General features: G+C 58.3%; 12 protein-coding genes. 4 read left to right on the top strand and 8 right to left on the bottom strand.

Features of this window, described 5'->3' with window-relative positions; genetic code table 11:
- Window positions 1-56 precede the first annotated feature (56 nt).
- Entirely contained in the window at window positions 57-1,058 is a 1,002-nt protein-coding gene (locus LOY38_RS20845) for an SLAC1 anion channel family protein (protein WP_258696853.1), read from the bottom strand.
- 115 nt (window positions 1,059-1,173) lie between these two features.
- On the opposite strand from LOY38_RS20845, the gene LOY38_RS20840 reads away from it, so the two are divergent.
- The 3 genes from LOY38_RS20840 to LOY38_RS20830 all read left to right on the top strand — a co-directional run bounded on the left by LOY38_RS20840 (window position 1,174) and on the right by LOY38_RS20830 (window position 4,654).
- Complete coding sequence (locus LOY38_RS20840; protein ID WP_084321207.1) at window positions 1,174-2,130, top strand: GlxA family transcriptional regulator; 957 nt, start codon at window positions 1,174-1,176, stop codon at window positions 2,128-2,130.
- Between the two features lie 220 nt (window positions 2,131-2,350).
- Complete coding sequence (locus tag LOY38_RS20835) at window positions 2,351-3,724, top strand: transposase (protein ID WP_258696852.1); 1,374 nt, start codon at window positions 2,351-2,353, stop codon at window positions 3,722-3,724.
- Between the two features lie 606 nt (window positions 3,725-4,330).
- A complete protein-coding gene (locus tag LOY38_RS20830) occupies window positions 4,331-4,654 on the top strand; it encodes a hypothetical protein (RefSeq protein WP_258696851.1) in 324 nt (107 codons plus the stop codon).
- A 245-nt stretch (window positions 4,655-4,899) separates the two neighbouring features.
- Here LOY38_RS20830 and LOY38_RS20825 read toward each other — a convergent pair whose 3' ends face one another.
- Window positions 4,900-6,690: a bifunctional diguanylate cyclase/phosphodiesterase gene (locus tag LOY38_RS20825; protein WP_258696850.1), complete on the bottom strand. Its 1,791-nt coding sequence runs from the start codon at window positions 6,688-6,690 to the stop codon at window positions 4,900-4,902.
- A 134-nt stretch (window positions 6,691-6,824) separates the two neighbouring features.
- Window positions 6,825-8,906, bottom strand: coding sequence for a carboxy terminal-processing peptidase (locus LOY38_RS20820; protein ID WP_258700769.1), 2,082 nt, complete (start codon window positions 8,904-8,906; stop codon window positions 6,825-6,827).
- 140 nt (window positions 8,907-9,046) lie between these two features.
- On the opposite strand from LOY38_RS20820, the gene LOY38_RS20815 reads away from it, so the two are divergent.
- Entirely contained in the window at window positions 9,047-10,009 is a 963-nt protein-coding gene (locus tag LOY38_RS20815; RefSeq protein WP_258696849.1) for a zinc-binding dehydrogenase, read from the top strand.
- A 111-nt stretch (window positions 10,010-10,120) separates the two neighbouring features.
- On the opposite strand, the gene LOY38_RS20810 is transcribed toward LOY38_RS20815, so the two are convergent.
- From LOY38_RS20810 to LOY38_RS20790, 5 genes are read right to left on the bottom strand one after another with little or no spacing between them, the layout of a single operon-like run.
- Window positions 10,121-10,774 (bottom strand): HAD family phosphatase, encoded by a 654-nt coding sequence (locus LOY38_RS20810; protein WP_258696848.1) that lies wholly within the window; start codon window positions 10,772-10,774, stop codon window positions 10,121-10,123.
- Between the two features lie 34 nt (window positions 10,775-10,808).
- Window positions 10,809-11,798 (bottom strand): ABC transporter ATP-binding protein, encoded by a 990-nt coding sequence (locus LOY38_RS20805; protein ID WP_258696847.1) that lies wholly within the window; start codon window positions 11,796-11,798, stop codon window positions 10,809-10,811.
- Window positions 11,795-12,595 (bottom strand): ABC transporter permease, encoded by an 801-nt coding sequence (locus LOY38_RS20800; protein ID WP_258696846.1) that lies wholly within the window; start codon window positions 12,593-12,595, stop codon window positions 11,795-11,797. Before LOY38_RS20800 ends, LOY38_RS20805 begins: the two co-directional genes overlap by 4 nt.
- Entirely contained in the window at window positions 12,582-13,418 is an 837-nt protein-coding gene (locus LOY38_RS20795) for an ABC transporter permease subunit (RefSeq protein WP_258700768.1), read from the bottom strand. Before LOY38_RS20795 ends, LOY38_RS20800 begins: the two co-directional genes overlap by 14 nt.
- Window positions 13,419-13,423: 5 nt before the next feature.
- A complete protein-coding gene (locus LOY38_RS20790; protein WP_258696845.1) occupies window positions 13,424-14,230 on the bottom strand; it encodes an alkaline phosphatase family protein in 807 nt (268 codons plus the stop codon).
- Window positions 14,231-14,330: the final 100 nt, after the last annotated feature.

Genomic DNA, 14,330 nt, shown 5'->3' with positions numbered 1-14,330 from the left:
ACCTTATAGGCAAAAAAAAGCGAGCCGGTTAAGGCTCGCCAAAGGGAGGTAAAAGGTCAGTTGGCCAACAGTTTTCCGCTGAAAAGGCTGGTCAGGGTTTTCACCATCAGCACGGTCAGTGCCACAGTGAGGAACAGCAGGATCACAGCAGCGATGACCATCAACATGGTGTTCTCCTGGGCATGTGCATATTTCAACGCCGCGTTGCTCAGAGCTGCGATGGGGAAGCTGATTGCCCACCACGAAGGGGCAAACGGCACATCCCGACGGAACACTTTGAAGCTCAACACCACGAACAGGAACAGGCCGAAGTAGAACAACACACTGGCAAACCGGTCGATCTCGCCGAACACGTTGGTGTAGGCCAGGAAACCTACTTCAAAGGGTGCAATCAGGACCATCAGCGAAGGCACCATGCCTTTGGCCGGAGCTGCCTCATGCACCAGCCGCGAAAAGATCCGGGTGAAGAATACTAGCGCCAGCACTGCACCCACGGCGAGGGCAAACAGGTTGAACTCAGTAGCCCAGGCCATAGGCATATGCGCACCGGTTACCGCGATATCGAGGGTGGCAACACCTGGAATCAGCCAGGCAGGTACGGCATTCAACGAGTCTTGATTGCCCGACAACAGACGGGAAACCACGAGGCCTGCGAGCAACACCGTCAGTGCGCTGCCCAGTATCCAGAGAACCCGTCCGAGCAATTCGTTGTGGGGTGCCGCGACTGCCGAAAGCAACAACAGTGCAATGGTGACGGTGCCAAAAAAGTTGCTGGCGATCGGGTGGTTGAACTCGGCCCTGACCGCTGCTGGATGTTTCACCCATTTGGTCAGGTATCCCAGGGTCAACAGCACGAATACCAGGCCGGAAAGAGCGCCAATTGCCTCACCCAAGATGCCGCCGACGCCGTAATACTGGCCAGTCAAGCGCCAGGCCAGGCCCAGGCCGGCCAAACCCATCACTGAACCGAACAAATTGATAGGCAGGTTTTTGATCGATGTTTTGCTGGCGGTTACCGTTTGAGCGGCATCGACGGTGGGGGTATATGCAGTGTTCATGGCAGTCTCCCGTTTGACTGAATTTACTGTTGGGGCTATTTTCAGCCAAACAGCCGTTGGCTGAAATAGTCGTAAAGCGACGTATTCAGCCAATGATTCGACGAGGACAGACATCATGCGTATAACCCTCCTGGCATTCCCCCGTGTGCAACTGCTGGACGTCGTCGGGCCCGCCGACGTCTTCGCCGAAGCAGCCAAGCAACTGGGTAATCCGCGCGCCTATCGGGTCGAAGTCATCGGTACCAGCAAGGGCATGATCAAAGGCTCAAGTGGTTTGAAGCTTGGCATTGATGAAACCTTCGAAACTTATAAAGGCAAGATCGACACCTTGCTTGTGGCCGGCAGCCCACATATCGACGAAATCGCGCATGACCCCGCGTTGCAAGATTGGCTACGTCGGCAAGCGAAATCCGTACGTCGTATCGGCTCAGTCTGTAGCGGTGCTTTTCTACTGGCCGCCGCTGGCCTTCTCGACGGGCGCCGTGTCACCACCCATTGGAATTCCAGCGCAAAACTCGCTAAGGAGCACCCGCAAACACACGTCGATCCGGATAGCATCTTTATCAAGGATGGCAACATCTACACTTCGGCGGGTGTCACGGCGGGCATGGACCTGGCTTTGGCGCTGGTCGAAGAAGATTACGGCAGAGAATTGGCGCTCAGCGTGGCCCGTGAAATGGTGATGTTCTTCAAGCGGCCTGGCGGGCAATCGCAGTTCAGCGCGCAACTAGCAGCGCAAACCGCCGAACGCAGCGTGATCCGAGACGTGCAGGATTATGTGGTGGAGCACCTGAAGGCCGACTTAAGCGTCCCCATCCTGGCCGCCCGCGCCGGTATGAGCGAGCGAAACTTCGCCCGTACCTTCAAGGCTGAAGCCGGTTCGACCCCGGCCGAATTTGTTGAACTGGCCCGGATCGATGCGGCCAGACGGTTGATCGAAGATTCTGACGTTTCACTCAAGCGCTTGGCCGATACAGTCGGTTATGCCAATACGGACGGGTTCCGAAGGGCATTTATGCGGCGTCTCGGAGTTGGGCCAAGTGATTATCGAAAGCGGTTTTCATTGATGTGATGCAAGAATGGCCCAATCGCTACGCATCACGATATTGATGGTGCGTCTACGGAGATATTTGATAGCGGCCGGCATTTTTATGCGCTTGCATCACCTTGGTGATTCATTTGCATAGGTCCAGTACTTCAATGTCCGCTCTTGGCCTATTTTGTTGAAAAAGTAGCTCCCCTGGCTGGCCTCCGGCAAAATCTCTGCATTGGCCGACGGGGGATCACACAGCATGATGGGACAGTTATCGAGTGGGCAGGAGCGACTGTTTTACTCGTTCAACCTTGAAGATCACATCCCAGCCAATCACCTTCTGCGCAGCATTGATCAATGTCTCGATCTGAGCGACCTGCGCCATTACCTCGCCGATTTCTATAGCCCGATTGGGCGTCCGTCGATTGATCCTGAACTGATGATCCGCATGCTGATCGTCGGCTACTGCTACGGTATTCGCTCAGAGCGGCGATTGTGCGAAGAGGCCCATCTGAACCTGGCATATCGCTGGTTCTGCCGGTTGAGCCTTGAGGATGAAGTCCCTAATCACTCGACCTTTTCCAAGAACCGACACGGCCGTTTTCGGGACAGTGATCTGTTTCGCTGGTTGTTCAATGAAGTGCTGCGTCGCTGCATGGACGCAGGCCTGGTTAAAGGCGAAGGCTTTGCCGTGGACGCCAGCATCATCAAAGCGGATGCCAGTCGGCAGCGCGGCGTACCGGGTGATGAACAGGTCAACTGGAGCGATCCGGCCCTGAGCACCCGCGCCGTGCGTGAGTACCTTGCAGGTCTCGATGAAGAGGCTTTGGTCGAAACGCTACCGAAGCGCCTGTCGCTGACGGATCCTCAGGCCCGCTGGACCGCTGCTCCAGGCGGCCCAGCTTTCTACGCTTACTCCACGAATTATCTGATCGATACCGAGCACGGCGTGATCATGGATGTGGAACCCACACCGGCTCATCGAACCGCAGAAGTCGAGAGCACCAAGACCATGATCGACCGGGTTGAAGCGCAGTTCGACATCAAGCCAGAGCGCCTCATTGGCGACACCGCTTACGGTACAGCGCTGATGCTGGCCTGGATGGTGGAGGAAAAAGACATCGAACCGCATGTGCCGGCGTGGGACAAAACTGAGCGCAAGAACGACAGCTTTTCGAGTAACGATTTCCACTGGAATGAAGAGGCCGAGGAATATCGCTGCCCAGCCGGCAACGTATTACGCAGCGAATGGCGAGCCTTCAAGAACGAGCGTTCGCACGTCACCAAAGCCAACACCATCATCTTCCGATCCAGACAGACCGACTGTGCTACGTGTCCGATGAAAGCCAAGTGCTGCCCGAACACTTCGATTCGTAAGATCGTCCGCAGCGTCCATGAAGCCGCTCGTGATGTGGCTCGACGCATCGCAGCGACGCCGGCGTATCAGCGCTCTCGCCACGAACGTAAAAAGGTCGAAATGCTGTTTGCCCACCTCAAGCGCATCCTGAAATTGGATCGCTTGCGACTACGTGGCATGAGTGGCGCGTCCGATGAATTCACGCTGGCCGCTGCGGTGCAGAACTTGCGACGGCTGGCCAAATTTTCATCTCAAGGGCCACCAGTCACGGGATAGGTGCGCCTGCACCAAGCAAAAAACCTCAAACTAACCCACTAACAGAGCAGCAAAAGCCAACGAAGGTCCGAAAAACCACTCAATGTGGTGAGTAGGGTCTCCGGTGGTGGTCGTGCTTGAGTTCAGGCGAGATGAAAATCCGACTTTTTCAACAGAATCGGCCGATTTCTGCCTGTCGCTACCGGCAGCTATAGGTCGAAACCGGTTAACCCACGGTAGAGAAATCAAGCCAGGCTTCAGCGAAGCCTTCCGCCAAGTTTTCTTTTTTGAGCGAAATTTCTGGGCAAGGTCTTCGGAAGTTTCCTTCAAGTTGTGGCGGTTTTCGTGAACTGGTGCGTAGTGAGTTCAATCGATAGGCTTTGGGAGTCACTGCATATTCAGTGGCAGGGTGTAGGAACCCTTCAACCTCCCAAAGACGACATAAGTGTCGACTTCTGATTTGCGGCTGCTGACTTGCGTCCGTAAAATCAGTTGCGGCGGCTGTGCGCGGGCACGCTTCGGCGTGGTCGAGTGTCTCTGGGGCTCGATATTCCTACCCCGCGTATAGCTGCCACCCATGCCTGTAGGAAGGCAAATGGCAGCTCCTATTTTTCCTGGAGTTTTAAAATGCCAACACTTCACCCCGATCCACCCTACGAAAAACCAATTCCCCACCCCGAAAACCGTTACATGGCGCTCACCAGTAACTGCAACGACATGCCCACGCTGTTCGTCGATACCCACGCGCCACTGGACATTCTGACCGACGCCGCCAGCTACCGAATCCGCGCCGTTACCCAAGTGCTTGAGAACCTGTCCATGCGTGGCTCAGTCGAATGCGACTCGATGATTCTCAGCGACTTTGCCTTGCTTTGTGCAATTCCATTGCGTGATGGGTGTGATGTGCTGGATGTGATTGGGCGGCGGTTGCGGGTTCGGTCTTCGGATTAGCGCCGAATGGCTTTTTGTGGCGAGGGAGCTTGCTCCCGCTTGAGTGCGAAGCACTCATGAAATCTGCGGTATAGCCGGATTTTTTAGGGCTGCTACGCAGCCCAGCGCGAGCAAGCTCGCTCGCCACAGGATGGGTGTTCAACCTTATCGACTGGCATTAGGGCAGGCCCCTTTGCCACTGGGTCGTGGGGGAGCAAGATCAAAAGATCGCAGCCTTCGGCAGCTCCTACGGGATGTACGGCAAATCATCGATGTCCGGCGACTAACGCTTCCTCGGTTGCCGGCACCGCCAGGCTATCAATTACATGCACGCTATACCCCGGCACATTCTTCGCGTGGTGTTTGGCCTGCGACGCCATCTCGGCTAATTGGCTGGCATCAAGCTGTCCGCAGGCCTGTGGATGTAAATGCACCACGCCGATGGACAGGGACAACAGCGGAAACTCCTGGCGTACGCCCTGGCGGTTGGGGGCGATGAAGCAGCCGGCTTCCAGGTGTTCGCTGCGGTAGAAGCGTCGGCATTGGCTGTGGAAGTCGTCCAGCAGTTGATTCAGGCGTTTGCGCCAGTCTTCCGGGCCGAGCACCAGCAGGAAGTCGTCGCCGCCGATATGGCCGACGAAGTCGCGGGTCGGGTCGACGCGGTCGTTCAGGCATTGCGCCAAACACAGTAGGACTTCATCCCCGCGGCCGTAGCCATAGATGTCATTGAAGGGTTTGAAGCTGTCGATGTCTACGTAGCAGATCACCGATTCCCGTTCCTGTTGCAGCAGCCGTGTCAGGCATTGCTGGATCGGTACGTTGCCCGGTAGCAGGGTCAGCGGGTTGGCGTAGCGGGCTTGCTGGATTTTCAGTTCGGTAATCAGTTTGAGCACGTCGATCACTCGGCCCAAGCCCAGATAGCTGCCGTTGAGGGTGATGATGAAGTCTTCTTCGATGCGCTGTCGGGCGCGGCTGGTGATCAAGCGGCTGACCTGTTGCAGCGACTGGCTCAGCTCCACGGCGAGGAAGTCGTCGCTCATCAGCCGGCTGATGGGTTTGCGGGCGAACAGGTCGGTGGCAAAGGGCTTGAGGAGGGCGTCCGAGAGGGAATGACGGTGGACGATGCCGCAGGGCTGGCCTTGCTCGTCGAGCACCGCCAGGGAGTTCAGGTTGGCTTGGCGGCGGAAGGCTTCCAGCACGGTGGCGGTTGGGGTGTCGCTGGTGACCGCCGGTTGGTCGTTGAGCAGGGCGCTGAGGTCACTGACTTCCTCGTTCAGTGTCGCTGCGGTGCTGTTGGGTTTGGGCATCAAGGTCCGGGTATCGCGGGGCGGATGCTCCTGGGGACGGCAGAGCAGATAGCCTTGCACGAGATCGACGCCCATTTCGGTCAGCACGGCGAGTTCCTCCGGCAATTCGATGCCTTCGGCGATCACTTTTGCCCGGGAGGCCTTGGCGATTTGCAGGATCGAACCGACGAATTCACGCTTGAGCGCGTCCTGATGAATGCCGTCGATAAAGTGCCGATCGATCTTGACGTAGTCCGGCCGCAATTCAGACCAGAGCCGCAAGCTCGAATAACCGGCCCCCAGATCATCCAGCGCAATGGAAAACCCCATCGCCCGATAGTGATGCAGGGCGGTTTGCAGTAACTGGAAATCGTCGGTCGGGGTCTGTTCGGTGAGTTCGATCACTACCTGGCTTGGCGGTATGCCGAAATCCTGCAGCAGTTGCAGGGTGCGGCCGGGTTGGTGGGCGGCTTCGAGCAGGGATTCCGGGGACACATTGAGGAACAGTTTGCCGGGCAGTTGCTGTTCATTGAAGCGTCGGCAAGCGCTTTGGCGACAAGCGATCTCCAGTTCGCTGAGGCGACCGGCCTGCCGGGCAACAGCGAACAGGGCAACGGGGGAGTGCAGCGGACTGTTGGAGGGGCCGCGGCTGAGGGCTTCGTAGCCGATGATACGTCGTTCGGAGAGGGAGATGATCGGCTGGAACAGGCTGTGCAAACCGCTTTGAGTCAGTATTGAGCTCAAGGCACTCAGCTGTTCGGTCGTGGTCATGGCGATCTCTGGCGATAAAAAAAGGACCGGGAGCGCAAAGCTCCCAGTCCTTTATTTCACGACAGAATGATGTCTGTTTGATGACGCTCCGGGGAGCATCAGTATTAAATTGCCATCATTCGGATTGCAACCACTCAGTGCTTGGCGACCGCGGTGTTGAGTTTCAAGTAATCCAGCAGAATCCGCCCGGTCTCGCTCAGGTAGGCGTCGTCTTCTGGCTTGGTCTTGTCCGGCTCGGCCGCGATGGCATCTTCGTCTTCTTTCTTCAGCTCTTTGAGCGGTTCTTCACCCTTGGCCTTGCGACGGATGTTTTCCATGGCCAGTTGCTTGGCTTCGATATCGGCGTGTTGTGCACGACGGTCGGCTTCATTGAGGCTGACAGTTCTTTCGGTCATCAGCTTCTGGGCCAAGGCCAGTTTGTCGCGAATGAACACGAACTCCGCGTCTTTGGCCGAACGCACGTCATGCTCGGACTTGAGCTGCGTGATGTACGGTTTGAACGGGTCGAGCGCCGGCTTGATGGCCGCGCGGATGGTGTCCCACGGCATGGCTTCCGGCAGGGCGCTTTCGCCGATTTCCTTGGTGTCGATGATCGACGGGTAATCGATGTCCGGCAGCACGCCCTGATGCTGGGTGCTCTGGCCGGAAACCCGGTAGAACTTGGCCAGGGTCAGTTTCAGCTCGCCATGGTTCAGCGGCTGAATGGTCTGCACGGTGCCTTTGCCGAAGGTCTGGCCGCCGATGATCAGTGCGCGATGGTAGTCCTGCATGGCACCGGCGAAGATCTCCGACGCCGAGGCGGACAAACGGTTGACCAGCAACGCCATCGGGCCTTTGTAGAACGCCCCCGGGTTTTCATCTTCCAGTACATCGACCCGGCCGTCGGCGTTACGCACCAGTACGGTCGGACCTTTGTCGATGAACAGGCTGGTCAGCTCGGTGGCTTCCTGCAAGGAGCCGCCGCCGTTGTTGCGCAGGTCGATGACCACGCCGTCGACCTTGTCTTTCTGCAGCTCGGTCAGCAGTTTCTTGACGTCGCGGGTGGTGCTCTTGTAATCCGGATCGCCGGCACGGAAGGCCTTGAAGTCCAGGTAGAAGGCTGGGATCTCGATGACGCCGAGCTTGTAGTCCTTGCCGTCCTGCTTGAGGTTGAGGACCGACTTCTTCACGGCCTGGTCTTCAAGTTTCACCGCTTCGCGGGTGATTGGCACGATCTTGGTGGTCTGGTCGTTCGGCGCATTGCTGGCCGGGATCACTTCCAGGCGCACCACGGTGCCTTTCGGACCACGAATCAGTTTGACCACTTCGTCCAGGCGCCAGCCGACCACGTCGACCATCTCTTTGTTGCCCTGGGCCACGCCGATGATCTTGTCGGCCGGTGCGACCTGCTTGGTCTTGTCGGCCGGGCCGGCAGGCACCAGACGCACGACTTTCACTTGATCGTTATCGCTCTGCAACACGGCGCCGATGCCCTCCAGGGACAGGCTCATGTTGATGTCGAAGTTCTCCGCGTTATCCGGCGACAGATAGTTGGTGTGCGGGTCGTAGGACATGGCGAAGGTGTTGATGTACGCCTGGAAGATATCTTCCGCGCGGGTCTGGTCCAGACGCGCCAGCTGATTCTTGTAACGCTTGGTCAGGGTTTCCTGAATCTGCTTCGGCTCTTTGCCGGAGATCTTCATCCGCAGCACTTCGTCCTTGACGCGTTTGCGCCACAGGTCGTCCAGCTCGGCGCTGGTCTTGAGCCAAGGAGCATCCTTGCGATCGACCAGCAAGGTTTCCTTGGTGGTGAAGTCGATCTTGTCGGCGCCCTTGTTCAGCTCGGCAAGGGCAAAGTCCAGACGCGCCTTTACGCGGTCCAGATAGCGCTTGTAGATGGTGAACCCGGCGTTCAGGTCGCCGCTCTTGAGGAAGTCGTCAAACTGGGTTTTCCATTTGTCGAATTCGGCAATGTCACTGGCCATGAAGTAGCTGCGCGATGGATCCAGCAGCTTGAGGTAGCTGTCGTAGATGATCACGGAGCGCGCATCGTCGAGCGGTGGCTTGCTGTAGTGGTGACGCTTGAGCAATTCGACGACGTTCAGACTGGCGATGACTTCGTCACGATCGGGCTGAAGCTTGTCCCAGCTGTTGGCTGCGAACGAATTGCTCGACATCGGCAAAAGACCGAGACCAATGACAAGCGCGAGGGCGGTGCTGGGGAAAAAATGCTTCATGCTGATTCGACGCAGGGACAATTGATCACGCATATTAGGCCGTCTTTGAAGTCGCCGGTTCCCACAAGGGCCGGTCGCATAATGCAAGAAAGCCCGGCGCTACAGCTACGGGCTCAGTCCAGACTCACTATGGAGGCACTGTGAAAGCATTGCAAGGCGTTGAGGGGCGAGTGGAGTGGGTTGAAGAGCTGAGTCCTACATGCGATGTAGGACAAGTTCGTATCCGAGTGGCGGCTGCAGGACTCAATCGCGCCGATTTGTTACAGAAAGCAGGCCTTTATCCGCCACCGCCGGGGGCCAGTCAGGTACTGGGTCTTGAGTGTTCGGGGGTGATCAGCGAGGTCGGTCCGGGCTCGTCCTGGCAGGTAGGCGATCGGGTTTGCGCCTTGCTGGCCGGGGGCGGGATGGCCGAAGAGGTAGTTGTCGACGGACGGCACGTGTTGCCGGTTCCCGAGGGGTTGTCCCTGGCCGAGGCCGCGGCATTGCCGGAAGTGTATGCGACCGTTTGGCTGAATTTGTTTCAATTGGCTGCAATCAAACCGGGTGAGAAAGTTCTTCTGCACGCCGGAGCAAGTGGAATCGGTTCAGCTGCCATTCAGCTGTGCAAGGCGTTTGGCAACCCGTGCTGGGTCAGCGTCGGCTCCGAGGAACGTCTGGCCTACTGTGAAGCGTTGGGCGCCCAGGGTGGCGTCGTGCGCAGCAAGGATCTGGACCGTTTGAATGATCTGGGCCCGTTCGACGTGATCCTCGATCCGGTGGGCGGTAATTATGCTGCACTGAACCTAAAGCTGCTGGCCCGCGATGGGCGTTGGGTGCTGATCGGTTTGATGGGCGGTCGTGAGGCGCAACTGGATCTGGCACAGGTGCTGGCCAAGCGTGTGCAACTGCTGGGTTCGACCCTGCGCAATCGCGACGAGCAGTTCAAGGCCGATGTGTTCAGCGATCTCAGCCAGCACGTCTGGCCGCTGTTTGCCGAAGGGCGGTTGAGCCCGCAACTGGCCAGGACGTTTGCGATAGAGGATGCCGAAGCGGCGTTTGCTGAGCTGGCGACCAATAAGGTGTCGGGCAAACTGGTGTTGGTGATCGACGAAAGCTTGAACTAACAACACTGAACCTGTGGGAGCGTGGCTTGCCCGCGATTTAGGCGACGCGGTGTGTCAGTTAAACCGCGTTATCGTTCATCGCGGGCAAGCCACGCTCCCACAAGGATCTGGTTACTTCCAGATATGGATTGGCCAGCCGGCTTTTTCGGCGTGTTCGAGCAGTACCGGATCCGGATTCACCACATGCGGGAAATCCACCTTCAGCAACAACGGCAAATCGTTGCGTGAATCGGAATAGAAGCTCGCGCCTTCCAGGTTCTCCTCTTGCGCATCCAGCCACTCCAGCAAGCGGGTGATCTTGCCTTCGCGGTAGGTCAGGGTGCCAACGGTGTTACCGCTGTATACCCCGTGCGCCAATTCCAGCTCGATGCCGAGAATTTCGTCGATGCCCAGACGGTCGGCAATCGGCCTGACCAGGTGCGTGCCCGAGGCCGAAATCACCAGGATCCGGTCGCCGGCCTTGCGGTGGGCGGCGATGGCTTTGGTGGCGTCGCTGAAGATGATCGGCTCGATGAAGTCTTCCACCCAGGGCGCCACCAAGTGCTCGACCTCTTGCGGTGTGCGACCGATCATCGGCTCCAGGCTGAAGGTCATGTACTCCTCCATGCGCAACTTGCCGTGGCTGTAAGCGTCCATCAGTTCGTTGTTCTGACGCATGAACGACTCGGGATCGACCCAGCCCAGGCGACCCATTTGCTCGCTCCAGAGGGTGGCGCAGTCGCCGTGGATCAGGGTTTCGTCCAGATCAAAAATTGCCAGGGCCATCAGTGCAGTTCTCTCTTCAACATCAGCAAGGTCATCAGGCTACCTCACACAGGGCCGTTGGATCGATGGAAAGTGCCAGGCGCTGACCATCGGGATGCAGGTCGGCCGCCGAGCGGTTCAGCACATCCACCACCAATTCCACGCCCCGGGCTTCTACCCGGTAGCGAATCACGTTGCCCAACAGGCTGTGGCTGCGCACTTGCGCGTCGAGTTCGCCGTTCAAGCTCAGCTCGATGGCTTCCGGGCGAATCGCGATGCGGTGGGTGATCGGCCGCTGCAGCAGTTTTGTCGCGCTGTCGGCATCCAGCAGGTTGTAGTTGCCGATGAAGCCTGCGGCAAAAACATCGACTGGCGCCGTGTAAAGGGTTTCGGCGTCGCCGCTTTGTACGATCTTTCCCTGATTCATCAGGAAGATTCGGTCAGACATGGTCAGGGCTTCTTCCTGATCGTGAGTGACGAAGATCGTGGTCAGGCCAAGTTCGCGCTGGATCTGACGGATCTGTTCGCGCAAGTGCTTGCGAATCCGTGCATCCAGCGCCGACAACGGCTCATCCAGCAACAGCAGGCGAGGCCGGGTTACCAGTGAACGGGCCAGGGCGACCCGCTGGCACTGGCCACCGGACAGTTGATGCGGATAACGGGCGGCGAAGTCGTTCAGCTCCACCAGTTTCAGCACTTCGGCGACGCGCTTGTGGCCGTCGTCGGCGTTGACCTTCTGCATGCGCAAGCCGAAGGCGACGTTCTGCTCCACGGTCATGTTCGGGAACAGCGCATAACTCTGGAACACCATGCCGATCCCGCGTTTTTGCGGGCTCAGCGGCACGAGGTCCTGGTCTTCAAGCAGAATCTTGCCGCCATCCACCGAGGTCAGCCCGGCGATGCAGCGCAGCAGGGTGGATTTGCCACAACCGGACGGGCCGAGCAGGGTGACGAATTCGCCCTTCTTGATTTCGCAGTTGATGTCGCTGAATACGGTAGTGCCTGCGTAGTTTTTCTGCAGGTGTTGGACGCTGACATAGCTCATTCGCTTTTGTCCTTGTTCAAGATATTGGCCGCCCAGGTCAGAACCAGCACAAAGAAGAAATAGGAAATCACCAGCGCGCTGGTGAAGTGGCCGCTGCTGTTGCGCATGTTGTTGAGGTAGACCTGCAGGGTTTCGTAGCGGGTGCCGACGAGGATGTTGGCGAACACGAATTCACCGAACAGGAACGAGAACGACAGCAACAACGCCACCATCAAACCCTTGCGCAGGTTCGGCAGCACCACCAGGAATGCCGCTTGCCAGGTGCTGGCGCCGAGCAGTTGCGCGGCGTCCATCAGGTCGCGCAGGTTGATCGCTTGCAGGTTGTTGGTGATCGCCCGGTACATGAACGGCAGCGCCACGGTGAAGTAGCAACCGATCAGAATCCACGGCGTACCGACCATCGCGAACGGCCCCGAGCCATAGAGCTGCAACAGCCCCACCGACGACACCACCGGTGGCACCGCGAAGGGCAGCAGGATCAGGATGTTCATCAGCGCGTCGAGTTTCGGGAAGTGGTAATGCACCACGAACAGCAGCGGCAGGATCAGCACCACCGACAGAATCAGCGAACCGATGCAGACCAGCAACGACTGGCCGAACGCATCGAGAAAGCGCGGATCGCTCCACAGCTGGATGTACCACTTGAAGGTAAAGCCGCTGGGCATAATCGTCGCTGACCAACTGCTGGCGATCGAGTAGATCAAGGTGCCGAGCAGCGGTAACAGCAGAATGGCAAACAGCAAATACACCACGACCCGGTGGTAGACACCGACGGGGCCCAGTTCAGCGCGAGACATGGTAGCTCCTCTTCAACAGCAACTGATGCACGATGGTCACCAGGGTCATCAACGCCACCAGCACCACGGCCAAGGCACTGGCCAGGTTCGGGTCGAGGGAAATGTCGCCGGAGACCATCGCCGCAATGCGGATCGGTAGCACGTTGAAGTTGCCGGTGGTCAGGGCGTAGACCGTGGCATACGCGCCGAGGGCGTTGGCCAGCAGAATCACGAACGTGCCCAGCAGCGCCGGGGTCAGCACCGGCAAACCGATGTGCCGCCAGAACTGCCAGCCGTTGGCGCCCAGCAAGGCGGCGGACTCACGCCAGTCTTCGCGCAGGGCATCGAACGCCGGGTAGAGCAACAGCACGCCCAGGGGGATCTGGAAGTAGGTGTAGAGAATGATCAGCCCGGTTTTCGAATACAGGTTGAAATCCTGAATGATCCCGGCCTGTTTGAGCATGATGGTGATACTGCCGTTGAACCCCAGCAAAATGATGAATGCGAAGGCCAGGGGCACGCCGGCGAAGTTGCTGGTCATGTTGGCGAAGGCGTTGACGAAGTTGCGCAGTTTCGAGTCGACCCGGCGCAGGGAGTAGGCGCCGAGTACGGCGATGATGATGCCGAACACGCTGGACCAGAAACTGATTTCGAGGCTGTACTGGATCGCCTGCAAATAGAACTTCGAGTTGAAGATTTTGCTGAAGTTGGCCAGGCCCCAGCCGAACTCTTCCGATTGCAGGCTGTTGATCATCACCCAGAGCAGCGGGGCGATCTCGAACACGATAAAGAACAGCGTGAAGGGCACCAGGCACAGAGCGGCCAGCCATTTACCACGGGTCATGGCGTTCACTTGAGCAGCTCCCGGCACACAGGTTTGTCGTGGGGCACGCCCAGCAGTTCGCAGACGGTGCCGCACAGTTCGGTTTGTTTCGGTGCGGCGCTGGCGTTGAAACTGAAGGCGTCGCCGAGGACGAACAGCGGCACTTCGCGTTCTTCGGATAGCAGGCCGTTGTGCGAGCGGTCGTTGTTCATGCCGTGGTCGGCGGTCACCAGCACTTGATAACCGGCGTCGAGCCAGCCTTGCAGGTAGTCGGCGAGGATGATGTCGGCCGAGCGGGCACTGTTGCGGTATTGCGGGGTGTCGAGGCCGTGCTTGTGCCCGGCGTCGTCGATATTCATGGGGTGGACCAATAGAAAGTTCGGCGTGTGGCGCAGGCGCAGGTTTTCCGCGTCGGCGAACAGGTGCGAGTCCGGGTAGTGGTCGCTCCAGTAGAAGTGACCGTACTGGATCGGCAGTTTCGGGTCGTCGGTGTGACGATCCCGGGCGGCCACGAACGGCGAACGGTTATACAACTCGCTGACCCAGTGATAGGCCGCGGCGGCGGTTTTCAGGCCGGCGTCGGTGGCGTAGTGATAAATGCTGCGCTGGCTGGACAGGCGCGAGACGTTGTTGTGAACGATGCCGCTGTCGATCGGCGTTACGCCGGTCAGGATGCATTCGTAAAGCGGGCGGGACAGGGCCGGCAATTCGCACTCCAGTTTGTAGAGCGCTGCGCGTCCTGCGCCAACGTAAGCCTGCAGATGCCCCATGGCGTGACGCGCGACTTCGTAATTGAGGCCGTCGAGCACGACAAGGATGACGTTGTGCTTCATAGGGGCTGGAACTCCGCAAAAACAGATGATTCAAGTACGCAACCAATCCCCTGTGGGAGCGAGCTTGCTCGCGATAGCGGTCTGACATTCAACATTGATG

The organism is Pseudomonas sp. B21-015 (genome assembly GCF_024749285.1).
Classification (GTDB): domain Bacteria; phylum Pseudomonadota; class Gammaproteobacteria; order Pseudomonadales; family Pseudomonadaceae; genus Aquipseudomonas.
This window is presented reverse-complemented; position numbering and strand designations above follow the sequence as displayed.